16 protein-coding genes and 4 pseudogenes are annotated in these 25,282 nt (G+C 71.9%); 8 read left to right on the top strand and 12 right to left on the bottom strand.

Annotated elements, in window-relative coordinates:
* Positions 1-8 precede the first annotated feature (8 nt).
* Together pyk and HEP85_RS11055 are read right to left on the bottom strand one after the other, a co-directional pair.
* Positions 9-1,445, bottom strand: coding sequence for a pyruvate kinase (pyk, locus tag HEP85_RS11050; protein ID WP_168527630.1), 1,437 nt, complete (start codon positions 1,443-1,445; stop codon positions 9-11).
* A 226-nt stretch (positions 1,446-1,671) separates the two neighbouring features.
* Complete coding sequence (locus HEP85_RS11055) at positions 1,672-2,385, bottom strand: SIMPL domain-containing protein (protein WP_168527631.1); 714 nt, start codon at positions 2,383-2,385, stop codon at positions 1,672-1,674.
* 149 nt (positions 2,386-2,534) lie between these two features.
* Here HEP85_RS11055 and HEP85_RS11060 point away from each other — a divergent pair.
* Positions 2,535-4,348 (top strand): annotated as a pseudogene (locus HEP85_RS11060) (bifunctional UDP-sugar hydrolase/5'-nucleotidase).
* Positions 4,349-4,538: 190 nt separating this feature from the next.
* Here the strand turns inward: HEP85_RS11060 and HEP85_RS11065 are convergent.
* The 5 genes and pseudogenes from HEP85_RS11065 to HEP85_RS11085 form a co-directional block, all read right to left on the bottom strand.
* A pseudogene (locus tag HEP85_RS11065) lies at positions 4,539-5,956 on the bottom strand (lysine N(6)-hydroxylase/L-ornithine N(5)-oxygenase family protein).
* A 1-nt stretch (position 5,957) separates the two neighbouring features.
* Positions 5,958-7,341, bottom strand: a pseudogene (locus tag HEP85_RS11070) (aspartate aminotransferase family protein); the annotation flags it as partial.
* A gap of 998 nt (positions 7,342-8,339) precedes the next feature.
* Complete coding sequence (gene pepN / locus HEP85_RS11075) at positions 8,340-10,841, bottom strand: aminopeptidase N (protein ID WP_168527635.1); 2,502 nt, start codon at positions 10,839-10,841, stop codon at positions 8,340-8,342.
* Positions 10,842-11,034: 193 nt separating this feature from the next.
* Positions 11,035-11,466: a chorismate mutase gene (locus HEP85_RS11080; protein WP_248001886.1), complete on the bottom strand. Its 432-nt coding sequence runs from the start codon at positions 11,464-11,466 to the stop codon at positions 11,035-11,037.
* An 11-nt stretch (positions 11,467-11,477) separates the two neighbouring features.
* Positions 11,478-12,361 (bottom strand): annotated as a pseudogene (locus HEP85_RS11085) (helix-turn-helix transcriptional regulator).
* Positions 12,362-12,604: 243 nt separating this feature from the next.
* Between HEP85_RS11085 and HEP85_RS11090 the strand changes: the two are divergent.
* Positions 12,605-14,434, top strand: coding sequence for a beta-galactosidase family protein (locus tag HEP85_RS11090; RefSeq protein WP_168527637.1), 1,830 nt, complete (start codon positions 12,605-12,607; stop codon positions 14,432-14,434).
* Between the two features lie 92 nt (positions 14,435-14,526).
* Here the strand turns inward: HEP85_RS11090 and HEP85_RS11095 are convergent, their stop codons facing one another.
* Positions 14,527-15,309 carry a serine protease gene (locus HEP85_RS11095; RefSeq protein WP_248001887.1) on the bottom strand — a complete coding sequence of 261 codons (783 nt, stop codon included), beginning with the start codon at positions 15,307-15,309 and terminating at the stop codon, positions 14,527-14,529.
* Between the two features lie 311 nt (positions 15,310-15,620).
* Between HEP85_RS11095 and HEP85_RS11100 the strand changes: the two genes are divergently transcribed.
* On the top strand, positions 15,621-16,517 hold the full coding sequence (locus HEP85_RS11100; RefSeq protein ID WP_168527639.1) for a hypothetical protein: 897 nt from the start codon (positions 15,621-15,623) through the stop codon (positions 16,515-16,517).
* 100 nt (positions 16,518-16,617) lie between these two features.
* Positions 16,618-17,847 (top strand): ankyrin repeat domain-containing protein, encoded by a 1,230-nt coding sequence (locus tag HEP85_RS11105; protein ID WP_369657680.1) that lies wholly within the window; start codon positions 16,618-16,620, stop codon positions 17,845-17,847.
* A gap of 164 nt (positions 17,848-18,011) precedes the next feature.
* On the opposite strand, the gene HEP85_RS11110 is transcribed toward HEP85_RS11105, so the two are convergent.
* The 3 genes from HEP85_RS11110 to HEP85_RS11120 all read right to left on the bottom strand — a co-directional run bounded on the left by HEP85_RS11110 (position 18,012) and on the right by HEP85_RS11120 (position 20,380).
* On the bottom strand, positions 18,012-18,527 hold the full coding sequence (locus tag HEP85_RS11110) for a hypothetical protein (RefSeq protein ID WP_329287173.1): 516 nt from the start codon (positions 18,525-18,527) through the stop codon (positions 18,012-18,014).
* A 145-nt stretch (positions 18,528-18,672) separates the two neighbouring features.
* Positions 18,673-19,620, bottom strand: a complete 948-nt coding sequence (locus HEP85_RS11115) for an SDR family oxidoreductase (RefSeq protein WP_168527640.1) — start codon at positions 19,618-19,620, stop codon at positions 18,673-18,675.
* Between the two features lies 1 nt (position 19,621).
* On the bottom strand, positions 19,622-20,380 hold the full coding sequence (locus HEP85_RS11120) for an SDR family oxidoreductase (protein ID WP_168533527.1): 759 nt from the start codon (positions 20,378-20,380) through the stop codon (positions 19,622-19,624).
* A gap of 110 nt (positions 20,381-20,490) precedes the next feature.
* On the opposite strand from HEP85_RS11120, the gene HEP85_RS11125 reads away from it, so the two are divergent.
* The 4 genes from HEP85_RS11125 to HEP85_RS11140 are packed head-to-tail and all read left to right on the top strand — an operon-like array spanning position 20,491 to position 24,062.
* Positions 20,491-21,285, top strand: a complete 795-nt coding sequence (locus HEP85_RS11125) for an enoyl-CoA hydratase family protein (protein ID WP_168527641.1) — start codon at positions 20,491-20,493, stop codon at positions 21,283-21,285.
* A complete protein-coding gene (locus HEP85_RS11130) occupies positions 21,278-22,135 on the top strand; it encodes a CoA transferase subunit A (RefSeq protein WP_168527642.1) in 858 nt (285 codons plus the stop codon). The genes HEP85_RS11125 and HEP85_RS11130 overlap by 8 nt, the downstream gene beginning before the upstream one ends.
* Positions 22,132-22,905, top strand: coding sequence for a CoA-transferase subunit beta (locus tag HEP85_RS11135; protein WP_168527643.1), 774 nt, complete (start codon positions 22,132-22,134; stop codon positions 22,903-22,905). Before HEP85_RS11130 ends, HEP85_RS11135 begins: the two co-directional genes overlap by 4 nt.
* A complete protein-coding gene (locus tag HEP85_RS11140) occupies positions 22,905-24,062 on the top strand; it encodes a nitronate monooxygenase family protein (protein ID WP_168527644.1) in 1,158 nt (385 codons plus the stop codon). Before HEP85_RS11135 ends, HEP85_RS11140 begins: the two co-directional genes overlap by 1 nt.
* Before the next feature lie 44 nt (positions 24,063-24,106).
* On the opposite strand, the gene HEP85_RS11145 is transcribed toward HEP85_RS11140, so the two are convergent.
* Positions 24,107-25,264 carry an acetyl-CoA C-acetyltransferase gene (locus tag HEP85_RS11145; protein ID WP_168527645.1) on the bottom strand — a complete coding sequence of 386 codons (1,158 nt, stop codon included), beginning with the start codon at positions 25,262-25,264 and terminating at the stop codon, positions 24,107-24,109.
* Between the last annotated feature and the right edge of the window lie 18 nt (positions 25,265-25,282).

Consider the following 25,282-nt stretch of genomic DNA (forward strand, 5'->3'; position numbering starts at 1 on the left):
AGGCCCCTCTACTTGGGGCTGTCGTCCTCTCCGACGTGGTGGACGCGGACGAGGTTCGTCGTGCCGGAGACGCCGGGCGGGGAGCCGGCCGTGATGACCACGATGTCGCCCTTCCGGCAGCGGCCGTACTTCAGCAGCAGTTCGTCCACCTGGTCGACCATCGCGTCCGTGGAGCCGACATGCGGGCCGAGGAAGGTCTCCACCCCCCACGTCAGGCTGAGCTGGGAGCGGGTCGCCGGGTCCGAGGTGAAGGCGAGCAGCGGGATCGGGGAGCGGTAGCGGGAGAGGCGGCGGACGGTGTCGCCGGACTGGGTGAAGGCGACGAGGAACTTGGCGCCGAGGAAGTCGCCCATCTCGGCCGCGGCGCGGGCGACGGCGCCGCCCTGGGTGCGGGGTTTGTTGCGTTCGGTGAGGGGTGGCAGGCCGGTGGCGAGGATGTCCTCTTCGGCGGCGGTGACGATGCGGGCCATGGTGCGGACGGTCGCGATGGGGTATTTGCCGACGCTGGTCTCGCCGGAGAGCATGACGGCGTCGGTGCCGTCGATGACGGCGTTGGCGACATCGGAGGCTTCGGCGCGGGTGGGTCGGGAGTGGTCGATCATCGAGTCGAGCATCTGGGTGGCGACGATGACCGGTTTGGCGTTGCGCCTGGCGAGCTTGATGGCGCGCTTCTGGACGATGGGCACCTGTTCGAGGGGCATTTCGACGCCGAGGTCGCCGCGGGCGACCATGATGCCGTCGAAGGCGGCGACGATGCCGTCGATGTTGTCGACGGCCTGGGGCTTCTCGACCTTGGCGATGACGGGGAGGCGGCGGCCTTCCTCGTCCATGATGCGGTGGACGTCGCGGATGTCGTCGCCGGTGCGGACGAAGGAGAGGGCGATGACGTCGAAGCCCATGCGCAGGGCCCAGCGGAGGTCTGCTTCGTCCTTGTCGGAGAGGGCGGGGACGGAGACGGCGACGCCGGGGAGGTTGAGGCCCTTGTGGTCGGAGACCATGCCTCCTTCGATGACGGTGGTGTGGACGCGGGGGCCGTCGACGGTGGTGACTTCGAGGCAGACCTTGCCGTCGTCGACGAGGATGCGCTCACCGGGGGTGACGTCGGTGGCGAGTCCGGTGTAGGTGGTGCCGCAGGTGTGGCGGTCGCCTTCGGCGCCTTCTTCGACGGTGATGGTGAAGGTGTCTCCGCGTTCAAGGAGTACGGGACCTTCGGTGAAGCGGCCGAGTCGGATCTTCGGGCCTTGAAGGTCGGCGAGGAGTCCGATGCTGCGGCCGGTTTCGTCGGCGGCCTTTCGCACCCGCTGGTAGCGGTCCTCGTGTTCGGCGTAGGTGCCGTGGCTGAGGTTGAAGCGGGCTACGTCCATTCCGGCGTCGACCAGGGCTTTGATCTGGTCGTAGGAGTCGGTGGCGGGGCCCAGGGTGCAGACGATTTTTGCTCGGCGCATGGTTTGAGCCTAGGCCTTACCCGTGGGTAGAGAATTGGCCGTGCATGACTACTCAACAACCTTTGCGTGAAGGACTATTGACAACTGTTGAATTGTGCGTGGGGCCGCTCCTATGAGCAGATTAGGGGCCGGGGGTGTATCGCGTCCCGGTGGTGCTGTGTGGATCGGCCGCCCGGTGGACCGCGCGGAGGGATCGTTCCGTCACCGAGTGTGACGGTTTCGGTGGCTACAGCTGGGGTGGGGTCATCGTGAATCGGGCGTTGACCTGGGCGTGGACGTGTTGGCGTTGGGGTTCGAGGTCGAGGGCCGGGGCTTCTTCGGGGGTGGCTCCGGCGAAGGACATGGAGCGCATGGCGCGGCCGGGGGCGGCGGGGTAGGGCGGGGTGTTCTCGGCGGCGATGTCGGCGAGTTCGACGAGGGCGGCGAGGGTGGTGCCGAGGGCTTCGGCGTATTCGCGGGCGCGTTGGACGGCTTCGTGGACGGCTTGTTGGCGGGCCTGTCGGTGTGCGGGTGAGTCGGGGCGGAGGTCCCACCAGGGGCCGTCGACGCGGGTGAGGTCGAGGTCGGCCAGTCGGGTGGTGAGTTCGCCGAGTGCGGTGAAGTCGGTGAGTTCGGCGGTGATGTGGACGCGGCCGTGGTACGCGCGGATGCGTTCGCCGCGGCCGTGTTTGGTGAGTTCGGGGCTGATGGAGTAGGTGCCGGTCTCGACGTGTTCGACGGCGTCGCCGTAGGACTTGATGAGGTCGAGGGCGGTGGTGTTGCGGCGGGTGAGGTCGGTGAGGGCTTCTCGGCGGTCGGTGCCGCGGGCGGCGACGGTGATGCCGATGCGGGCGATTTCGGGGTCGACTTCGAGGTGGGCTTCGCCGCGGACGGCGATGCGGGGTGCTTCGGGGGTGCCGTAGGGCAGGGAGGGTTGGGGTTCTTCTGCGGTGGGGGTCATGCGTTCCACTCTGTCATCGTGAGGGTGGTCGTGGGGTGGGTCGTGGGGTGGCCGGTCATCAGATGGAAACCTTCGGGGCCTGTTCGGGAGTGTCATGTGTGGGTCAGAATCTACGCGCGTCGTTGACCGATTCCCGAGGAGTCTGTGACATGTCTTTGAACCGCCGGAAGTTCCTGGAGAAGTCCGCCGTGACGGGTGCGGGGGTGGCGCTCGCGGGTGCGGTCGCGGCTCCGTCCGCGCAGGCCGCGACGGAGTCGGTGGCGGGGGTGGGAAGAAGCCCGTGAAGCGGTACTCGCTGACGGTGATGGGCACGACGGACCTGCACGGGCATGTCTTCAACTGGGACTACTTCAAGAACGCGGAGTACCAGGACGGGGCGGGCAACGCGCAGGGGCTGTCGCGGATCTCGACGCTGGTGAACGCGGTCCGCAAGGAGAAGGGGCGTTGCAACACCCTGCTCCTGGACGCGGGTGACACGATCCAGGGCACTCCGCTGACGTACTACTTCGCGAAGGTGGACCCGATCACGGCCAAGCACGGTCCGGTGCATCCGATGGCGCAGGCGATGAACGCGATCGGGTACGACGCGGTGGCGCTGGGGAACCACGAGTTCAACTACGGAATCGAGACGCTGCGGAAGTTCGAGTCGCAGTGCGACTTCCCGCTGCTGGGTGCGAACGCGCTGGACGCGAAGACGCTGAAGCCGGCGTTCCCTCCGTATCTCATGAAGACGTTCCGGGTTCCGGGCGCGCCGGCGGTGAAGGTGGCGGTCCTGGGTCTGACGAACCCGGGTATCGCGATCTGGGACAAGGCTTACGTGCAGGGCAAGTTGGTGTTCCCGGGGCTTGAGGAGCAGGCGGCGAAGTGGGTGCCGAAGCTGCGTTCGATGGGTGCGGACGTGGTCGTGGTGTCGGCGCACTCGGGTGCGTCGGGCACGTCGTCGTACGGTGACCAGTTGCCGTATGTCGAGAACTCGGCGGCGTTGGTGGCGCAGCAGGTGCCGGGGATCGACGCGATTCTGGTCGGGCACGCGCATGTGGAGATTCCGGAGTTGAGGGTCACCAACGCGAAGTCGGGGCGGACGGTGGTTCTTTCGGAGCCGTTGGCGTTCGCGGAGCGTCTGTCGGTGTTCGACTTCGAGTTGGTTTTCGAGAAGGGGCGGTGGCAGGTCGAGTCGGTGGCGGCGTCGGTCCGCAACTCGAACTCGGTGGCTGACGACCCGAGGATCACCCGGCTGCTGAAGGACGAGCACGCGTTGGTGGTGGAGTACGTCAATCAGGTGGTCGGTACGGCGACGGAGACGTTGACGACGGTCGAGGCGCGGTACAAGGACGCTCCGATCATCGATCTGATCACGAAGGTGCAGGAGGACGTGGTCAGGGCGGCGCTGGTCGGGACGGAGTACGCGTCGCTGCCGGTGATCGCGCAGGCGTCGCCGTTCTCGCGGACGTCGGAGATTCCGGCGGGTGAGGTGACGATCCGGGATCTGTCGAGCCTGTACGTGTATGACAACACGTTGGTGGCGAAGGTGCTGACGGGTGCGCAGGTGCGGGCGTACCTGGAGTATTCGGCGAACTATTTCGTGCGGACCGCGGTGGGTGCGGTGGTGGACGTGGAGAAGCTGACGAACGCGAACGACCGTCCGGACTACAACTACGACTATGTGTCGGGGTTGCGGTACGACATCGACATCTCGCAGGCGGAGGGTGCGCGGATCAGGAATCTGACGTTCGGTGGTGTGGCGTTGGATGACGCGCAGCAGTTCGTGTTCGCGGTGAACAACTACCGGGCGAACGGTGGTGGCGCGTTCCCGCATGTGGCGTCGGCCAAGGAGGTGTGGTCGGAGTCGACGGAGATTCGTACGCGGATCGCCGAGTGGGTGACGGCGAAGGGCAGCCTCGACCCGAAGGAGTTCGCGTCGGTGGACTGGAGGCTCACGCGGGAGGGCACGCCGGTCTTCTAGGTCCGCGCGGTGGCGTGAACGGCGTCGGTGATCCCTTTTTTGGGGGGCCGGCGCCGTTTGGCATGCGGGCCCGTGTGCGGGGCGGTCTCGCGGGGGCCGAGGGTCGGAGGTCGGAGGTCGGAGGTCGGAGGTCGGAGGTCGGGGGTCGGGGGTCGGGGGTCGGGGGTCGGGGGTCGGGGGTCGGCCGGTCCTATCGTCCGTCGACGAGGGGGGTGAGGATCGGGGTGTGCCGGGTGGCCGGGACCTGTGGGTGGGGTTCCAGTCCGAAGGTGGTGAAGGCCGTTCGTCGTGGGAGTGGGTAGGGGTCTTTGCCGGTGAGGGAGTTGAGGATGGTTGCGCTGCGCCAGGCGGCGAGGCCGAGGTCGGGGGCGCCGACGCCGTGGGTGTGGAGTTCGGCGTTCTGGACGTAGACGCGGCCGGTGACGGAGGGGTCGAGGTGGAGGCGGAACTGGTCGTCGATGCGGGGGCGTTCGGAGCTGTCTCGGCGTAGGTAGGGGTCGAGTCCGGCGAGGATGCGGTCGAGGGGGCGTTCGCGGTAGCCGGTCGCGAGGACGACGGCGTCGGTGGTGAGGCGGGTGCGGGTGCCCTGTTGGCCGTGTTCGAGGTGGAGTTCGACTTTGGTGGTGGCGACGCGTCCTGCGGTGCGGACGGTGACGGCGGGGGTGAGGACGGCGTCGGGCCAGTCGCCGTGCAGGGTGCGGCGGTAGAGCTCGTCGTGGATGGCGGCGATGGTGTCGGCGTCGATGCCTTTGTGGAGTTGCCACTGGGCGGCGACGAGGCGGTCGCGTACGGGTTCGGTGAGGGCGTGGAAGTAGCGGGTGTAGTCGGGGGTGAAGTGTTCGAGGCCGAGTTTGGAGTACTCCATGGGGGCGAAGGCCTCGGTGCGGGCGAGCCAGTGGATCTTCTCGCGTCCGGGGGGACGGTTCCTGAGGAGGTCGAGGAAGACTTCGGCGCCCGACTGTCCGGCGCCGATGACGGTGATGTGTTCGGCGGTGAGGAAGCGGTCGCGGTGGGCGAGGTAGTCGGCGGCGTGGATGACGGGGACGCCGGGGGCTTCCACGAGGGGTTGGAGGGCGTCGGGGATGTGGGGGCGGTGCCGACGCCGAGGACGATGTTGCGGGTGTGGGTGCGGCCGAGGGCTTCGGCTTCTCCGTCGGGGTCGAGTTGGGTGAAGTCGACTTCGAAGAGGGCGCGTTCGGGGTTCCAGCGGACGGCGTCGACCTGGTGTCCGAAGTGGAGTCCGGGGAGGCGGTCGGCGACCCAGCGGCAGTAGGCGTCGTATTCGGCGCGCTGGATGTGGAAGCGCTCGGCGAAGTAGAAGGGGAAGAGGCGGTCGCGGTCCTTGAGGTGGTTGAGGAAGGACCAGGCGCTGGCGGGGTCGGCGAGGGTGACGAGGTCGGCGAGGAAGGGGACTTGGAGGGTGGCGCCGTCGATGAGGAGGCCGGGGTGCCAGTCGAAGCCGGGGCGCTGTTCGTAGAAGACGGTGTCGAGTTCGGGGAGGGGCTGGGCGAGGGCGGCGAGGGAGAGGTTGAACGGGCCGATGCCGATGCCCACGAGGTCGCGGGGTGCTTCGGGTTCGTGGAGTGGGGGGTGGGGCGTCGGGCTCATCGGGGGTGTGTCCTTCCACCAGTTTCAGGAGCGCGGCCAGGTCGTCGGGCCGGGTGTGGGGGTTGAGGAGGGTGGCTTTCAGCCAGAGGCGGTCGTCGAGCCGGGCGCGGCCGAGGACGGCGCGGCCGTCGTGGAGGAGGGTGCGGCGTACGGCGGCGACGGTTTCGTCGGAGGCTCCGGCGGGCCGGAACAGGACGGTGCTGAGGGTGGGTGGGGCGTGGAGTTCCAGGCCGGGGCGGGAGGCGATGAGGTCGGCGAGGTCGGTGGCTCGGTCGCAGACGTGGTCGACGAGTGCGCCGAGGCCTGTGCGGCCGAGGGTTTTGAGGGTGACGGCGATCTTGAGGATGTCGGGGCGTCGGGTGGTGCGCAGGGAGCGGCCGAGCAGGTCGGGGAGTCCGGCTTCGGTGTCGTCGTCGGCGTTGAGGTAGTCGGCCTGGTGTCGCAGTGCGGTGAGGTCGTGGGGGTCCCGTACGGCGAGGAGGCCGGCGGCGATGGGCTGCCAGCCGAGTTTGTGCAGGTCGAGGGTGACGGTGTGGGCGCGGTCGAGTCCGTCGAGTGTGGCTCTGCGGTGGTCGCTGAAGAGGAGGCCTCCGCCGTAGGCGGCGTCGATGTGGAGGCGGGCGCCGTGGGTGGCGCAGACGTCGGCGAGGTCGGGCAGGGGGTCGATGAGTCCGGCGTCGGTGGTGCCGGCGGTGGCGGCGACGAGGAGGGAGCCGCGGGGGCCCCGGAGCGTGGTGAGGGCTTCGTCGAGGGCTACGGGGTCCATGGTGCTTAAGCGGGGGCGGGGATGACGACGGGGTCGGGCAGGCCGAGCAGCCAGGCGGCGCGGGGCAGTGAGTGGTGGGCGTTGGCGCCGTGGACGAGTTGGACGCCGTTGTGCGCTTCTCGGGCGAGGAGTACGGCGAGTTGGTTGGATTCGGTGCCGCCGGTGGTGACGAGGGCGGTGGCGGTGTGCGGCTCGTTCGCCTTTCCGTAGACCTCGGCGGCGAGGGCGGTGGTCACGAGGGATTCGAGTTCCGAGGCGGCCGGTGCCTGGTCCCAGGAGTCCAGGGACGGGTTGAGGGCGGAGGCGGCGAGGTCGGCGGCGGTGGCGACGGCGAGGGGCGGGCAGTGCAGGTGTGCGGCGCACAGGGGGTCGGCGGGGTCGGCGGAGCCTTCGGCGAGGGCGTGGACGAGGGTGCGCAGGGCGTCGGCGGTTCCGTGCCGGGGAAGGATGTCGCTTAAGCCGCGTCCCGTAGGCGTCGGGCCACGTTCTCGGGTCCCCCGGCGGGCAGGGGTCCGCCGCGTGCGGTGCTGCCGGTGCGCAGGGCGTCGAGCACGGTGTCGAGCAGTGGCCGCAGTGCGCCGGGGCCTTCGGGACCTGAGGCGAGGGGCGGCGTGCTCATGGGTGTCCTCCGGTGGGCGCGCGGCAGGGGGTTCCAAGCGTGTACGGGATGGGGCGGCGCGCCCACAGAGCACAACGATCTGACCCGAATGGGGGTACTGCCGTGGGGAGGAAAGGTGAGTGGAGGGGCGGGGGTGACGGGGGGTGTGTGGGGGCGCTCCGCGCGGGGTGAGGTTTGTATAGGGGCACACCCCGCGGGGTGAGGTCGTGCGAGGGCGCTCCGCGCAGGGTGGGGTCGTGCGGGGGCGCTCCGCACAAGGGCAGGTCGTGCGCGGGGCGTGTCGTGAGTGTCGTGCCGGTGCCGTCGTGCGCGGGGCGTGTCGTGAGTGTCGTGCCGGTGCCGTCGTGCGCGGGGCGTGTCGTGAGTGTCGTGCCGGTGCCGTCGTCCGCGGGGGCGAGGCGGCCGCCGGGCACACGCCGGGGAGTGTCGTGCGGGGCGTGCCGCGGCTGGGCGGTCGGCGAGGGCAGGGCGATCGTCCCCGCTGTGTCCGGGAGGGACGATCGACCTGCCGTGTGGTCGGTGAGGAGGAGCGGGACCTTCCCTGCCGGACCCGGCCCTGCCGGACGAGGCCCGGCTGAATCCGGCTCTGCTGGAGCCGGGTCCGGTGGATCCGGATCCGGTGGGTCCGGCCGCCTGTTGTGTCCAGGCCCGGTGGATCCCGGGCCGGTGCATCCAGGGCCGGTGTATCCAGGCCCGGTGGATCCAGGCCCGGTGGATCCGGGACCCTGGTGGATCCCGGGCCGCTGTGTCCAGGCCCAGTGGATCCGGGAGCCTGGTGTGTCCAAGCCCGGTGCATCCGGGAGCCCGGTGTGTCCAGGCCCGGTGGATCCCGGGCCGGCGCACCCCCGTCCGGTGCATCCAGGCCCGGTGCATCCGGGAGCCCAGTGTGTCCAGGCCCGTGGATCCCGGGCCGGTGCATCCAGGGCCGGCGCACCCCCGTCCGGTGCACCCAGGCCCGGTGGATCCAGGGGCCCGGTGCATCCCGGGCCCCGGTGGATCTAGTTCCCGCTTGCCTCCCGTACCTTCAGTGCCCTTGCCAGGTCGTCGAGTTGGTCGACGAGCTTGCGGCGCAGCGCGGGGATGGGGTCGGCGTCGCGCAGGCAGGCCTCGCCGAGGGCGAGGGTCTCGGGTGTGACGGCGTGGGCGGGGAAGGCGTAGCGGCCGGCGGCCTCGGCGATGGCGGGGCCGCGGCGGGCGGCGAGGGCCACGGCGTCGGGCCAGTAGCGCTCGACGTACTCCCGTACGAGGTCGGCCTGTTCGGGCTGCCAGAAGCCCTGGGCGGTCGCGGTGAACAGGTAGTTGGAGAGGTGGTCGGAGCCGAACATCTCCTCCCAGGCGCGTCGTTTGGCCTCGGGGTCGGGCAGTGCGGCGCGGCAGCGGGCGGCGCCTTCCTGGCCGGTGGCACTGGGGTCCTGGACGAGTTCGGCCTCGATGACGGCGTCGTCGATGGCGCCGAGGACGGCGAGGCGGCCGAGGACGCGCCAGCGCAGTTCGGGGTCGAGTTCCGGGCCGCCGGGGACGGTGCCCTCGGAGAACCAGGCGCTGATGGTGTCGGGGTGCGCGGCGACGGCGATGTAGTGGCGTACAGCGGTGAGGCGCAGCCCCGGGTTGTCGCCGTCCTCGGTGCGGCGCAGGAGGTCGCGGCAGAGGTCGGCGAGGGTGGCGAGGGCGGTCGGGCGGTCCTCGGCGGGCAGCAGGCGGTCGGCGACCTGGGTGGCGGCGAACGTCAGGACGCCTTGGACGAGGGCGAGGTCGGTCTCGTGCGGGAGGTGGGTGCGGGCGGCGTCCACGTAGGCCATGGCGGGCAGTTCGCCGTCGCGGACGGCGTCGCGCAGGGCGTTCCAGACGACGGCGCGGGTGAGGGGTTCGGGGAGGCCGGAGAGGGCGGCGCTGATGGTCTGGAAGGAGTCGGTGTCGAAGCGGATCTTGGCGTAGGTGAGGTCGCCGTCGTTGAGGAGGAGCAGGGCGGGGCGGCGGCCGGGGCCGAGTTCGACGGGGGCGTCCTGGGGTACGTCGGTCTCGAAGCGGTCCCGTGGGACGAGTCGCCTGTCCTCGCCCGGGACGGTGTCGTAGGCGCCGACGGCGATGCGGTGGGGGCGGCTGCCGTGGTGTTCGACGGTGAGGTGCCAGGTGCCCTGGGTCTCGGTGAGCGCGGGACGGAGGGTGTCGACGCCGGTGGTGCGCAGCCAGGAGGCGGCCCAGGCCTGGACGTCGCGTTCGGTGGCGGCGGCGAGGGAGTCGATGAAGTCGGCGAGGGTGGCGTTGGCGAACTTGTGGCGGGTGAAGTGGGTGTTGATGCCGGCCAGGAAGTCCTTCTCGCCGAGCCAGGTGACGAGTTGGCGCAGGGCGGAGGCGCCCTTGGCGTAGGAGATGCCGTCGAAGTTGAGCATGGCGGACGCGGTGTCGGGGACGGCGTCCGGGTCGGGGGCGACGGGGTGGGTGGAGGGGCGCTGGTCGGCGTCGTAGCCCCAGGGTTTGCGGGTGACGCCGAAGTCGGTCCAGGTGTCGGTGAAGCGGGTGGCTTCGGTGAGGGTCTGGTAGCCCATGTACTCGGCGAAGGACTCGTTGAGCCAGATGTCGTCCCACCAGCGCAGGGTGACGAGGTCACCGAACCACATGTGGGCCATTTCGTGGGCGATGACCATGGCGCGGGTCTGGCGTTCGGTGTCGGTGACGGCGGAGCGGTAGACGAACTCGTCGCGGAAGGTGACGAGGCCGGGGTTCTCCATGGCGCCGGCGTTGAATTCGGGGACGAACGCCTGGTCGTAGGAGTCGAAGGGGTAGGGCTCGTCGAACTTCTCGTGGTAGCGGTCGTAGCAGGCGCGGGTGATGTCGAGGATCTCGTCGGCGTCGGTGTCCAGGTAGGGGGCGAGTGAGCGGCGGCAGTGGATGCCGAAGGGGAGGCCGCGGTGCTCGGTGCGGACGGAGTGCCAGGGGCCTGCGGCGACGGCGACGAGGTAGGTGGAGATCGGTGGGGTGGGGGCGGCCTGCCAGCGGCCCTCTCCCAGGTGTTCGGTGACGCCGTTGGCGAGGACGGTCCAGCCGTCGGGCGCGGTGACGGAGAGGTCGAAGACGGCCTTCAGGTCGGGCTGGTCGAAGGCGGCGAAGACGCGCTGGACGTCTTCCATGAACAGCTGGGTGTAGAGGTAGGTCTCGCCGTCGGTGGGGTCGGTGAAGCGGTGCATGCCCTCGCCGGTGCGGGAGTAGTGCATGCCGGTGTCGAGGCGTAGTTCGTGTTCGCCCTCGGTCAGGCCTTTGAGGGGCAGCCTGTTCCCGTCGAGGGTTTCGGGGTCGAGGGGCTGTCCGTCGAGGGTGACGGAGCGCAGCTCGGCGGGCTTCAGCTCCACGAAGGTGTCCGCGTCGGCGCGGGCGGTGAACCGGATGACGGTCCGGGAGTCGAAGGTCTCGTCCCCGCGGGTCAGGTCGAGTTCGATCCCGTAGTGGTGGACGTCGAGGAGCTTGGCACGGGTCTGCGCTTCGTCGCGCGTCAGTACGGACATGGGGACATGCTGCCTGATGGGTTCGACAGGGCACAGGGGTGGCCCGTCATGTGGCTTATGTCCGGTCCGGTCGGAGGGTGCGGCCCTGTTCCGGTGTGAGGTCGGCGGCGTCGGTCCCGGTGTGCGGTTCCTGCTGTCGGGCCTGGTGGTGGGTGTGCGCTTCGTGCGGGATGCCCGGCGGGGGCACCCGGTGTCACTCCCCCGTGGCCCCGGCGGCCTGTCCCGTGCCGTCCGCGATGCTCTCGTGGTGGCGGATGACCTCGGCGATGATGAAGTTCAGCAGTTTTTCCGCGAAGGCCGGATCCAGCTTGGCGTTCTCCGCGAGCCGGCGCAGCCGGGCGATCTGCTGGGCCTCGCGGGAGGGGTCGGCGGGCGGCAGTTGGTGGGCTGCTTTGAGGTGGCCGACCTGCTGGGTGCATTTGAAGCGCTCGGCGAGCATGTGGACGACGGCGGCGTCGATGTTGTCGATGCTGTCGCGCAGCCGGGCGAGTTCGGCGCGCACCGTCGCGTCGGCGTCCGTGCCGGGGCTGTCGGTCGCGTCGCCGGTGTCGCTGGTCGGGTTGCCGCTGTCGTCAGTCGCGTTGCCGGTGGGGTCGGTCGCGTCGCCGGTGTTGCTGGTGGTCATGGTCGACCAGCCTACGTGGCGTGCGGGCGCTCGGTCGTGGCCGGATCGTGGGGGTCGGGGGCGCGGTCGTCGCGGGTGCCGGGCGGGGTGCGGCCCTGTTGTGCGCGGAAGCGGACGGGAGCCGTGCCGACGCGGCGGGTGAAGAGGCGGGAGAAGTAGGCGGGGTCGTCGTAGCCGACGCGTCTGGCCACGGCGGCGACGGGGAGTTCGGTGGCGGCGAGGAGTTCCTTGGCGCGGCCGAGGCGGATGGTGAGGAGGTAGTCCTTGGGGCTGCAGTACGGCGGCGCGGCGGACGGCGCCGCGCAGTTCGGCGGGGGTCATGCCGTGCCGGGCCGCGTGTTCGGCGACGGTCAGTGGCTGGAAGGCGTCCCGGGCGAGGGCGTGCAGTACGGGGTCGCCGTCGGGGGTGAGGTCGGCGCGGGCGCGGCGCAGCGCGACGAGGAGTTCGTGGACGGCGGCGCCGGTCTCGACCTCCAGGAGGGGGTTGCCGCTGCGGGCGGCGCGGGCGATGCGGGCGACGGTGGCGCGGGCTCCGGTCGCGTCGGAGAGGGGGACGACGGGGCGGTCCGGTTCGATGTAGCCGAGTTCGGTGTAGGCGGTGGTCGCGGGGCCGGTGAAGTCGACGAAGCACTCGTCCCAGCTGGGGGCGGGTCCGTAGTGGTGGGGCACGCCGGGGGTGAGCCAGAGCAGGGCGGGCGCGGTGATGGTGTGGCGGTGTCCGTGGGGGTCCTGGAGCCAGCCGCCATGCGGCTGACGACGACGGCGACGTGGTGGTCGAGGGTGCGTGGCCCGACGGGGGCAGTTCGCCGTGCTGGAGGCCGACGCCGAGGCAGGTGAGGCCGAGCCGGTGGTGGACGGGGGCGGGGGTGAGGTACCGCATCCAGGTGTGGTGCATCCGCTGTCCTCCCGCCGGTGCGGCCGGTGCCGTTCCTCGGTGCGCTTCGGTGCGGCTTCGGTCCGACGTCGATGCGACTTCGGTCCGACGTCGGTGCGGCTTCGGTCCGACGTCGGTGCGGCTTCGGTCCGACGTCGATGCGACTTCGGTCCGCATTCGGTCCGCATCCGGTGAGACTTCGGTCCAACCAGAGGTGATCTTTGTCCATGGACGTGGTCGCCGCCAGGGGGTGAGGGTGGGCCCATGAGCGAGTTCGCGGTGGGGGACACGGATTTTCTGCTGGACGGGCGGCCGGTGCGGCTGCTGTCGGGCGCGCTGCACTACTTCCGAGTGCGTGAGGAGCAGTGGGGGCACCGGCTCGGGATGCTGCGGGCGATGGGGCTCAACTGTGTGGAAACGTACGTCCCGTGGAATCTGCACGAGCCGCGGCCGGGCGTGTTCCGTGACGTGCAGGCGCTGGGCCGGTTCCTGGACGCGGCGCGGGAGGCGGGTCTGTGGGCGATCGTGCGGCCCGGCCCCTACATCTGTGCGGAGTGGGAGAACGGCGGGCTGCCGCACTGGCTGACGGGGCGGCCGCGCACCAGGGACGAGGAGTACCTGCGGGACGTGGAGCGCTGGTTCCACCATCTGACGCACGAGATCGTGCCCCGGCAGATCGACCGGGGTGGCCCCGTGCTGATGGTGCAGGTCGAGAACGAGTACGGCAGTTACGGATCCGACCAGGTGTATCTGCGGCGGCTGGCCGACGTGCTGCGTGCCGAGGGGGTGAGCGTCCCGCTGTTCACCTCGGACGGTCCCGAGGACCACATGCTCAGTGGCGGCTCGGTTCCCGGTGTCCTCGCGACGGTCAATTTCGGCTCCCGCGCGCGTGAGGCGTTCGAGGTGCTGCGCCGGCACCGGTCCGAAGGCCCGCTGATGTGCATGGAGTTCTGGTGCGGCTGGTTCGACCACTGGGGCGGTGAGCACGTCGTACGGGATCCTGGGGACGCGGCGGACGCGCTGCGCGAGATCCTAAAGTGCGGGGCGTCGGTCAATCTCTACATGGCGCACGGGGGGACGAACTTCGCGGGCTGGGCGGGTGCGAACCGGGGCGGTGGAGCGCTCCACGAGGGCCCGCTGGAGCCGGACGTCACCTCGTACGACTACGACGCTCCCCTCGACGAACTCGGGCGGCCCACCGAGAAGTTCTGGCGCTTCCGGGAGATTTTGGCCGGGTACGCGGAAGGGCCGCTGCCGGACGTGCCGCCGGCCCCGGCGCCGCTGGGCGCGCCCGCGGTCGTGGATCTGCGGGAGTGGGCTCCGCCGGATGCGGTGCTGGAGGCGCTGGGCGGTGTGGAGGCCGAGTACGCCGTGCCTCCCACCTTCGAGGAAGTGGACGTGGACCGGGGCCTGGTCCGGTACGAGCTGACCGTGCCGGGGCCTCGGGGTCCGTATCCGCTGCTGCTGCGCGGGCTGCGGGATCTGGCGGTGGTGTACGTCGACGGAGCGGCGGCCGGGGTACTGACCGAGGACGACTGCCGGCTCAGCGAGCCCGTCGCGGGGAACGCGCGGGTGGAGATGTGGGTGGAGTCGCTGGGCAGGGTCAACTACGGGCCGCGTTCGGGCGAGCCGAAGGGCATCACCGGGGGTGTGCTGCACGAGCGGCAGTATCTGCACGGGGTGCGGGCTCGGGGACTGCGTCTCGACGCGTTCGACGACGGCGTCGGCGGGGTGCCCTTCGCGGGGCTGCCGGCGGGGGGTGCCCGGGGTCTGTACCGCGGCACGGTGGAGGTGCGCGGCGCCGGGGACGCCTTTCTCGATCTTCCGGGCTGGACGCGGGGGTTCGTGTGGATCAACGGGTTCAATCTCGGCCGCTACTGGTCGGCGGGCCCGCAGCGGTCGCTGTACGTGCCCGGGCCGGTGCTGCGCGAGGGGGCCAACGAGGTGTGGGTCCTGGAGCTCCAGGAGTCGGGCGGGGAGTCCGCCGGGCCGGTGCCGCCGGTTCTGCGCGGCCCGGCTCCGATCGGGGCGCACGATGCTCCGGTTCCGATCGGAACGCACGATGCTCTGCCTGGTTCGCGGGGCCTGGGCTAGACCGTGTGGGGGGTGGGCGTCCGCGAGCGCAGCGCGGGCGTCCGCGAGTGGGCCGCGGACGCCCGCGCCGTGTCATGACGGCGACCGGACCCCTACAGGGTGGACGCCGCCCTGGCTATGGCGGCCGCGAAGGTCGAGACCTCGCTGTAGACGCCGGGGTATCCGGGCTCGGCGCAGCCCTGGCCCCAGCTGACGATCCCGACCTGGACGAACGCGCCGGAGTCGTCCTTGCGGAACATCGGTCCGCCGGAGTCGCCCTGGCAGGTGTCGACCCCGCCCTGCTGGACGAACCCGGCGCAGATCTCGTCACCGGGCACGAGGTCGCTGCCGTACGCCTGTTGGCAGGCGGCGTCGCTGACGAAGGGCACGGTGGCCTTGAGGAGGTAGCGCTGCTGGGCGCCGCCCTCGCGGGTGGCGCCCCAGCCGGCGACGGTGAAGTTCCCGTTGTTGTAGGCGGTGGTGGTGGCGATCTTCAGGGTGGGCTGCTGGATGGGCGTGGCGAGCTTGATGAGGGCCCAGTCCTTGCCCTTGCCGTTGTAGCCGGGCGCCTGGAGTACCTTCGTCGACTTGACCTTGATGGCGCTGGTGCTCTGCAGGTCGACGACGCCGGCGGTGGCGGTGATGGAGGTGTTGGTGCCGGAGCCGTTCACACAGTGCGCGGCGGTCAGCACGATCTGCTGGGTGTAGAGGGCGCCGCCGCAGCCCATGGAGAGCCGGACCATGAAGGGGAACTCGCCCTGCGCGGCGCGGGTTCCGCCGACGACGGGCGCGGGCGCGGCCTGGGCGGAGACGGGCTGGAGCGAGACGGCGGCGAGGGCGACGGCGCCGAGGGCGAGGAGTCTTCTGAGGCCCGTGAACTTCTTCGGAGACTTCAACGTGCTTCCTCTCGTGGGGGGTCGAGGGGTGGCGGTGGCACGAACCGTGCGTCCTGCGGCATGCCGAGGCGGCGGGAGCCGTGCGGTGAACGGCACGGCGCGCAGCACGACAGGCCAGGGGAATGACATGCACCCGCCAATCCTTTGCGCATTATTGAGACGCCGGAGCGCCCCGGCAAGGACCGCGTTTCGGCCAGCCGCTCCCCGGCGCACGCCGTCGCATCTCCGCGAGCGCACGCACTCGTCCGGCCGCTCGGCGGAACCCGGCTTAGAGTGGAGTGCGGACGGCGGCGTCTTCAGGGGGTGCGGACGTGGCGAACGGCGGACCCGTCGAGCACGGCTACCCGCACCTGGACACGGTGCGGGCCTCGATCACCGCGCTCTACAGACGGCTCTCGTACGACACCATCCACACCTTCGCGACCAGCGTGGCCCCCGTCGACGTGGCCTTCGGCGACATCGACGACCTGTACCTGGGAGCGCAGCGGGTGGCCCGCGAGATGGTGCGCCACTACCGTCTGCCGGACGCCCGGATGATCATCGGCTTCCGTGAGATGACCCATGCGGCGAACGTCGAACTCACGGCGGGCCCGGAGTACTTCGTCGAACTCAACGACCGCTTCCGCACCCATCGCAGGGACATCGGCGCCGCCCTCGCGCATGAGGTGATGCATGTCTATCTGCACCGCCTCGACCTCTCCTTCCCCGGCACCCGCGACAACGAGATCCTCACGGACACCGCCGCGACGTACCTCGGGGCGGGCTGGCTGCTGCTCGACGCCTACCGCGAGGACGCGGCCTCCTCGCAGAAGCTCGGCTATCTCACCCCCGAGGAGTTCGGCTACGTCCTCGCCAAACGCGCCCTGGTCTTCGGCGAGGACCCCTCCGTCTGGTTCACCAGCCCGCAGGCCTACACCGCGTACACGAAGGGCATGGCGAAGGCCCGCGGCGACGAGCAGCAGCCCCCGCTGACCGCGGCCGGCTGGGCGGGCCGCCGCCGCTACGCGAAGGACCGGCGCCACGCCCAGGACCACCCCGGGCCCGGCCCGCACCCCGGAGTCCCCTACGCGTTCACCCCGGACGGCCGCGGCCCGCTGCGCGTCTCCTTCCCCTGTCCGACCTGCCACCAGCGGATCAGGGTGCCCGTACAGGGCCGGGTGCGGGCGCGCTGCACCCTGTGCGGGACGGTGCTGGAGTGCGACACGTAGGGGGATGCCGCGGCGCACGGAGCGCGCGGTGTCCGCGGGGTGAGTCAGAACACCCCAAAAGGCTTTGCCTCGCGCCTCCTTCAGGAGCGAGGGTCGAAGGATGAGCACCAACGACCCCGCGGCGCGTCTCCTCACCGCTGTGTACGAGGGTGACAAGGACGCGGTGGTGCGGCTGCTGCGCTCCGGCGCGAGCCCGGAGTCGGCGGACGCGGAGGGCGGGACGGCGCTGTATCTGGCCGCGGTCAGCGACCGGCCGGACGTCGTACGGCTGTTGCTGGCCGCGGGCGCCGACCCGGACCGGCTCAGCCAGGGCACGGACGCCCCACTGTGCGGGGCGGCCTGCGGCGGCCACACGGAGGTCGTACGGGCCCTGCTGGCGGCGGGCGCGAGTCCCGACCGCGTGGAGGGGTTCGGATTCACGGCGCTGACCTGGGCGGTGCAGCAGGGCCGGGCCGCGGTGGTGACGGAACTGCTCGCGGCCGGCGCGGACCCCGACCGGCCGGGACCGACGCGTGAGCCCCCGATCGTGGCGGCGGCCCGCCGCGGCTCTCCCGGCTGTGTCCGCGCCCTCCTCCAGCGCGGAGCGCGGGAACGGTCCGCAGCGCTCGCCGAGGCACACCGCTGGCTGGCCGTCGACGTGGAGGCCGCACTCCGCGCGGGCCTGGAGCGGACCTACGGTCCCGGCCACCCGTCGGCCGTCCACCGCTACCCGGAGGACGGCGGTATCACCGTCGAGGTGCAACTCCTCGACCCCGCCGGGCACCCCGTGTCCGGCAACGACCAGCAGACCGGTCACGCCGCCATCGCCACCCTCCTGGAGACATCCCTCGGCATCGCCGCCCCCGCCCCGGAACTCGCCGCCCGCGCCCTGCGCCGCGCCGACCCCGCCGACGACGACTGGACCGAGGCGGCGACGGCTCTCGGCCTGCGCGGCGACGAGGACACGTTCCGTGCGGCGGTGCTGTGGTGCCGCGGCACCGATCCGCTCCGGCAGGCCTTCGGGGCCGACGTGCTGGGCCGGTCCCGCGCGCCTCGAAGCAGGCAGGTGCTGCGCGAACTCGCCCGCGAGACCGGGCATCCCGTGGTCGCGCGAGCCGCCGTCGCCGCTCTGGGCCGCCGCGCGGACCCGGCCGCGCTCCCCGAGGTCCTGCGCCACGCGGAGCACCCGGAGGCCGCGGTGCGCGCGGCGGTCGCCGACGCGCTGGCCGGACTGCTGGCCGCCGGCCACACCGAGGGCATGGAACAACTCCGCGCCCTGGCCGAGGACCACGACACCGAGGTCCGCGCACGGGCGGCACACGCGCTGACGGTGCTGCGCGGGGAGAACTGACCGACAGGGAGAACGCGCCGGCGGGCGGAACCGACCGGCGGGGAGATCCGACGAGAGGCTCGGCCCGCCCTGCGGAAGCCGGCGACCGCCGGCCCTCGCGCACGAACCGCCCGACCTCGCGCACGGACCGCCCGTCCTCCTCGCGCGCGGCGGGGCCGGCGGGCTCAGGCCCCGGCCGGTATCGCTGCGGGGGCGGTGACCCGGCGCGCTCTGACACGCACCACGGCAAGCCGGCACACGACCTGGGCCAGAGCCATCAGAAGCAGTGCGGCGGTCCACGCGTCGGCCCCGGTGATCAGGTTGTCGCGGCTGAACCGCGCGATACTGCCCGCGCCGCCGTGGGTGGCCCAGAACTCGAATCCGGCGCGGGCGGCCATGCCGGCGATCCACAGGAGCGCGGCGAGCGCCCCGGCTCTGGCGATCGCGACCCCGTCGGCCGCCCGGCCTAGCCGGGTGGCCGCGCCGCAGGCGAGGCCCAGGGCCGCGCCTGCGGCGACGGTGACGGCATCGAGGCGGACGTCGTGCCCCTCGGTCGGGAAGGACTTGAGGTAGTACGCGGCCGCGGCGGCGACGGCGGCCAGCGGCAACAGCGTGTGGAGCAAGGTCATGCGGGTGCCGCGGATCTGCGGGATCACGAGAAGGATGAGAGCCGCGGAGATGATGTAGTCGGTCGTCGTCATGTCCTCGAGACTGCCGTTCGCGGCGCCGCGCGTCCTCAACCACCGGGTTGAGCACGGGTGGGTTTCCGGCCTCCACCCAGGGGTTGAGACCGGCGAACGCGCAGGCCGGCGAACGCGGCCTGCGCGACCCGGCGGGACCGGGGCGTCAGCGGCCTCCCGCCGACTCCCCCGCCGCGCCGCCCGCTCCGTACACCGCGCCGGGCTCCTGCGCGCGCGCCAGGAGTTCCAGGGCCGTGTCACCGGCCTCGGAGGGGCTCCGGCGGGCACCGCCGTCCGCGCCCGGCCCCGGCCGCCAGCCCTCCATGACGGTGATACGGCCCCCTTCGGTCTCGAAGACGCGTCCGGTGACGCCTGCGCTCGCGTCCGCCCCCAGCCACACGACCAGCGGCGACACGTTCTCGGGCGCCATCGCGTCGAAGGAACCGGCGTCCGGTGCCGCCATCGCCTGGGCGAAGGCGCGTTCGGTCATCCGGGTGCGAGCCGCGGGCGCGATCGCGTTGACCTGGACGCCGTAACGCCCCAACTCGGCGGCGGCGACCAGGGTCAGCCCGATGATCCCGGCCTTGGCGGCGCTGTAGTTGCCCTGCCCGAGCGAGCCCAGCAGCCCGGCCCCGCTGCTCGTGTTGACGACCCGGGCCCGGGGCGTCCGCCCCGCCTTCGCCTCCGCCCGCCAGTGCGCCGCCGCGTGCTTCAGCGGCAGGAAGTGGCCCTTGAGGTGGACGCGCAGGACGGCGTCCCAGTCCTCCTCGTCGAGGTTGACGAGCATCCGGTCACGCAGGAAGCCCGCGTTGTTGACGAGGGTGTCGAGGCGTCCGTACGTCTCCAGGGCGGTGCGCACCAGGGACGCGGCACCCTCGGTGGTGGCGACGTCGCCCGCGTGGGCCACCGCTTCGCCGCCCGCCGCGCGGATCTCCGCCACGACCCGCGCGGCCGGGCCGTCCGCACCCGGCGAGCCGTCCAGCCCGACCCCGAGGTCGTTCACGACGATCCGCGCGCCCTCGGCGGCGTACGCGAGCGCGTGCGCCCGGCCGAGTCCGCGCCCCGCGCCGGTGACGATCACGACCCGTTCCCGGCACAACAGCGGTCCGCTCATCTCAGTCCTCCTGGTAGGTCGGATCGGCCCTGTTGACGGTCGCGGCGTCGAGGAAGGCGGGCCGCTCCCCTCCCCCGTGGACGAGGAGCGAGGCCCCGCTGATGTAGGCGGCGGCGTCCGACGCGAGGAAGACGGCGGCCCCGCCGACGTCGGACGGGTCGGCGAGACGGCCGAGCGGGACGGTCCGGGAGACGGCGGTGACGCCCTGCTCGCCGCCGTAGTGGAGGTGGGACAGCTCGGTGCGGACCATGCCGACGACGAGGGTGTTGACCCTGATGTCGGGGGCCCACTCGACGGCCATCGAACGGGCCAGGTTCTCCAGGCCCGCCTTGGCCGCCCCGTACGCCGCCGAACCGGGCGACGGGCGCGTCCCGCTCACACTGCCGATCATCACGATCGAGCCCCCGGCCCGCCTGAGGTGCGCGTACGCGGCGAGCGAGGCGGTCAGCGGCGCAACGAGGTTGAGCTCGATCACGCGCGCGTGCCGCTCGGCGCCGGCTTCGGCCAGGGGGCGGTACGGGGCGCCGCCGGCGTTGTTGACCAGTACGTCGAGCCGGGGCAGCGCGTCGAAGAAGGTGTGCACGGCGGGCGGGTCACGCAGGTCGACCGGGACGAACTCCGTCCCGGCGACGGGTACTTCGGGGGGTCTGCGCGCGCAGACCAGCACCTTCGCGCCCGCCTCGACGAAGGCCCGCGCGATCCCGGCCCCGACCCCGCGGGTCCCGCCGGTGACGACGACGGTCCGCCCGCCGAGATCCATGCCGTCCGTGCCGTCCACGTTGTCCACAGGGCCTCCCGCGCGGATGCATTCGCTGCTAGCTTCGACACTGCACCTAACAAACGTTTGGTGGGAAGGTAGCTGATGCGTCCATGGGTGTCTCCACCTCGTCCCCGGAAAAACGGATCTCCGTCGTCACGGTCGACTTCCCGCCGGTGAACGCGCTGCCGGTGCGCGGCTGGTTCGACCTCGCCGACGCCGTGCGCGCCGCGGGCCGCGACCCAGGAACACGGTGTGTCGTACTGACGGCCGCCGGGCGCGGTTTCAACGCGGGCGTGGACATCAAGGAGATGCAGCGGGAGGCCCGGGAGACCGGGGGCCACCACGCACTCGTCGGGGCGAACCGCGGCTGCTTCGAGGCCTTCGCCGCGGTCTACGAGTGCGAGGTGCCGGTCGTCGCGGCGGTCCACGGATTCTGTCTGGGCGGCGGGATCGGCCTGGTGGGGAACGCGGACGCGATCGTGGCGAGCGAGGACGCCACCTTCGGGCTGCCCGAGCTGGACCGCGGCGCCCTCGGCGCGGCCACCCACCTGGCCCGTCTGGTCCCGGGGCACCTGATGCGCGCCCTGTACTACACCGCGCGCACGGCGACCGCGGCCGAGCTGCACGCGCACGGCTCGGTGTGGAAGGTCGTACGGCGCGAGGAGCTCCGGGACGCCGCCCTGGAGCTGGCACGCGAGATAGCCGCCAAGGACGGCGAGTTGATCAGGCTCGCCAAGGCCGCCCTCAACGGCATCGACCCCGTGGACGTGCGCCGCAGCTACCGCTTCGAACAGGGCTTCACCTTCGAGGCGAACCTCAGCGGAGTGGCCGACCGCGTCCGCGACACGTTCGGCCGACAGGCCGCGGAGGCGGCCACGGGGACCAGGAGGCCTGCCAGTGAGTGACAAGACCATGTCGGCGGACGAGGCCGTCGCCCGCCTTGAGAGCGGGATGACGCTGGGCATCGGCGGCTGGGGTTCACGCCGCAAGCCGATGGCCCTGGTCAGAGCGCTGCTTCGGACCGGGATCTCCGATCTCACCGTCGTGTCGTACGGCGGCCCGGACGTCGGGCTGCTCGCCGCCGCCGGACGCATCCGCAAGCTGGTCACCGCCTTCACCACCCTCGACTCCATCCCGCTCGAACCGCACTACCGCGCGGCGCGCGAGAGCGGCGCCTTCGAGCTGACGGAGGTCGACGAGGCGATGTTCATGTGGGGCCTGCACGCCGCCGCGAACCGCCTCCCCTTCCTGCCGGTGCGCGCGGGGATCGGCTCGGACGTGATGCGGGTCAACCCCGGCCTGCGGACCGTCACTTCCCCCTACGAGGACGGGGAGACGTTCGTCGCCATGCCCGCCCTCCGCCTGGACGCGGCCCTGGTCCACATGAACCGCGCGGACCGCGCGGGCAACGGCCAGTACCTGGGCCCGGACCCGTACTTCGACGATCTGTTCTGCGAGGCGGCCGACACGGCGTACGTCTCCTGCGAGCAGCTCGTCGACCACCTCGGCACCGCCGCGCTCAGCAAGGATGCCGCGCCGCAGACGCTGCTGCTGAACCGGTCGAGCGTGACGGGTGTCGTCGAGACGCCGAACGGCGCGCACTTCACCTCCTGCGCCCCCGATCACCCGCGCGACGAACCCTTCCAGAAGCTGTACGCCACCACGCCGTACGACCGGTTCGCCGAGCGTTTCCTCGCCGGTGACGAAGACGCGTACCAGTCCGCCGTGCGGACCTGGCACAAGGAGCGGCGATGAGCCCGATCCCCGCGGTCACCCGCGCCGAGTACTGCGTGATCGCCTGCGCCGAGGCCTGGCGGGACAACGGCGAGGTGCTCGCCAGCCCCATGGGCACGATCCCGTCCATCGGCGCCCGCCTCGCCCGGCGCACCTTCTCCCCCGACCTGCTGATGACCGACGGCGAGGCCCTGCTGGTCGGCCTCGACGGCACCCCTGAGGGCTGGCTGCCGTACCGCCGGCATCTCACCACGGTGACCGGAGGGCGCCGGCACGTGATGATGGGCGCGAGCCAGATCGACCGCTTCGGCAACCAGAACATCTCCTGCGTCGGGGACTGGGCCCGGCCGCGGCGCCAGCTGCTCGGCGTGCGCGGGGCGCCCGTCAACACCCTGAACAACCCGACCAGTTACTGGATCCCGAAGCACTCCCGGCGGGTCTTCGTCGCGCAGGTCGACATGGTGTGCGGGGTGGGGTACGACCGGGCCGCCGCCGCGGGCCCGAGCGCCACCCGCTTCCACCGCATCCCTCGTGTGGTGAGCGACCTCGGCGTCCTGGATTTCGCCACGCCCGACCACTCCATGCGCCTGGCCTCACTGCATCCGGGCGTCACCGTGGAGGAGGTGCGGGAGGCCACGGGCTTCGAGCTGTCCGTGGCCGCCGAGGTGCCGTACACCCGCGAACCGACTCCGCTGGAGCTGGAACTGATCCGTACGGTGATCGACCCGGGCGGTGCCCGGGACCGCGAGGTCGCGGGGCCGACCCCGCGCGCCGGGGAGGCCGGGCACTGATGGAGACCGCGCTCACCCGTCTCGTCGGCGTCCGTCACCCGGTCGTGCAGACCGGCATGGGGTGGGTCGCGGGGCCCCGGCTGGTCTCCGCCACGGCGAACGCGGGCGCGCTGGGCGTCCTGGCCTCGGCGACGATGACCCTCGACCACCTGCGGGACGCGGTGCGGGAGGTCAAGTCCCGTACGGACGCGCCGTTCGGGGTGAATCTGCGGGCCGACGCGGGGGACGCGGGCGAACGGGTGCGGATCATCGTCGAGGAGGGGGTGCGGGTCGCGTCGTTCGCCCTCGCGCCCTCCCGTGAGCTGATCGCCGAGCTGAAGGAGGCGGGGGTGGTCGTCGTGCCCTCCGTCGGGGCGCGCCGGCACGCGGAGAAGGTGGCCGCGTGGGGCGCGGACGCGGTGATCGTGCAGGGCGGCGAGGGCGGCGGACACACCGGCGAGGTGGCGACGACGGTGCTGCTGCCGCAGGTGGTGGACGCCGTGGACATCCCGGTGGTGGCGGCGGGCGGTTTCCACGACGGGCGGGGGCTGGTCGCGGCGCTGGCCTATGGCGCGGCGGGCATCGCGATGGGGACGCGCTTCCTGCTCACCTCCGACTCCACCGTCCCGGACGCGGTGAAAGCGGCGTATCTGGCGGCGGCGGTCGGGGACGTCACGGTCACGAGAGCCGTCGACGGACTGCCGCACCGCATGCTGCGTACGGAGTTCGTCGGCTCCCTGGAGCGGGCCGGCCGTGCGCGCGCGCTCGTTTGGGCGGTGCGCCGGGCGGCGTCCTTCCGGCGGGTGTCCGGTCTTTCCTGGCCCCGGATGGTCCGTGACGGCCTCGCCATGAGGCACGGCAGGGACCTGACCTGGAGCCAGGTGCTGCTCGCCGCGAACACGCCGATGCTCCTCAAGGCGGCGATGGTGGACGGGCGTACGGATCTGGGGGTGATGGCGTCGGGGCAGGTCGCGGGGGTGATCGAGGATCTGCCGTCGTGCGCGGAGCTGGTCGAGGGCCTGATGTCGCAAGCGGAGACGGTTCTCCAGGGGCTTCAGGGGCCCCAGGGGCCCCAGGAAAACCGGGACCTCCGGGACCTCCGGGGTCTTTCCGCGCACACCGGGCGTGCGCGCTCCGGTGCACGCCCGGCGGACGACCGGGACGCCGAGCGTCCGTGAGGCCCGTGCCTGGCCGGCCGAAATCCTGAGCACCGCCGGCGTGGTCAGAGGCGTTCGATGATCGTCACGTTCGCCTGGCCGCCGCCCTCGCACATGGTCTGCAGGCCGAACCGGCCGCCCGTGCGCTCCAGTTCGTGCAGAAGCGTCGTCATCAGCTTCACGCCGGTGGCGCCGAGCGGGTGGCCGAGGGCGATCGCGCCGCCGTTGACGTTGACCTTCGCAGGGTCGGCGCCGGTCTCCTTCAGCCAGGCCAGGACGACCGGGGCGAAGGCCTCGTTGATCTCGACGAGGTCGATGTCCCCGAGGGACATGCCGGTCTTCTTCAGGGCGTACGCGGTGGCCGGGATGGGCGCCGACAGCATACGGATCGGGTCCTCGCCCCGCGCGGAGAGGTGGTGGACGCGGGCCCGCGGGGTCAGACCGTGTTCGCGTACCGCCCGCTCGGAGGCGAGCAGCATCGCGGCGGCGCCGTCGGAGACCTGGGAGGAGCAGGCGGCGGTGATGGTGCCGCCCTCGACGACCGGTGCGAGGGCGGCCATCCTCTCCAGTGAGGTGTCCCGGCGCGGGCCCTCGTCGGCCGTGACCTCACGGTAGGGGACGGTCTCGCGTACGAAGCGGCCCTCGTCGAGGGCGCGCAGGGCCCGCTCGTGGGAGCGCAGCGCGAACTCCTCCTGGTCGCGGCGGCTGATGCCCCACTTGGCGGCGATGAGTTCGGCGCCGTGGAACTGGTTGACGGGCCGGTCGCCGTACCGCGCCCGCCAGCCCTCGCTGCCGGCGAAGGGGCCGTCGGTGAGGCCGAGGGGCTCGGCGGCCCGGCGGGAGGCGAAGGCGATGGGGATCAGGCTCATGTTCTGGACGCCGCCCGCGACCACCAGGTCCTGGGTGCCGGACAGGACCGCCTGGGCCGCGAAGTGCACGGCCTGCTGGGAGGAACCGCACTGCCGGTCGACGGTGACGCCCGGTACCTCCTCGGGGAGTCCGGCCGCCAGCCAGCAGGTGCGGGCGATGTCCCCGGCCTGTGGTCCCACGGTGTCCAGGCAGCCGAGGACGACGTCCTCGACGGCGGCGGGGTCCACTCCGGAGCGCTCGACCAGCGCCCTGAGGACGTGCGCGCCGAGGTCGGCCGGGTGGACGGCGCTGAGGCCTCCCCCGCGCCGCCCGACGGGCGTGCGGACCGCTTCGACGATGTAGGCCTCGGCCATGACGACTCCTCCGCAGAC

Source organism: Streptomyces sp. RPA4-2, assembly GCF_012273515.2.
In the GTDB taxonomy this organism is placed as follows: Bacteria; Actinomycetota; Actinomycetes; order Streptomycetales; family Streptomycetaceae; genus Streptomyces; species Streptomyces kaempferi.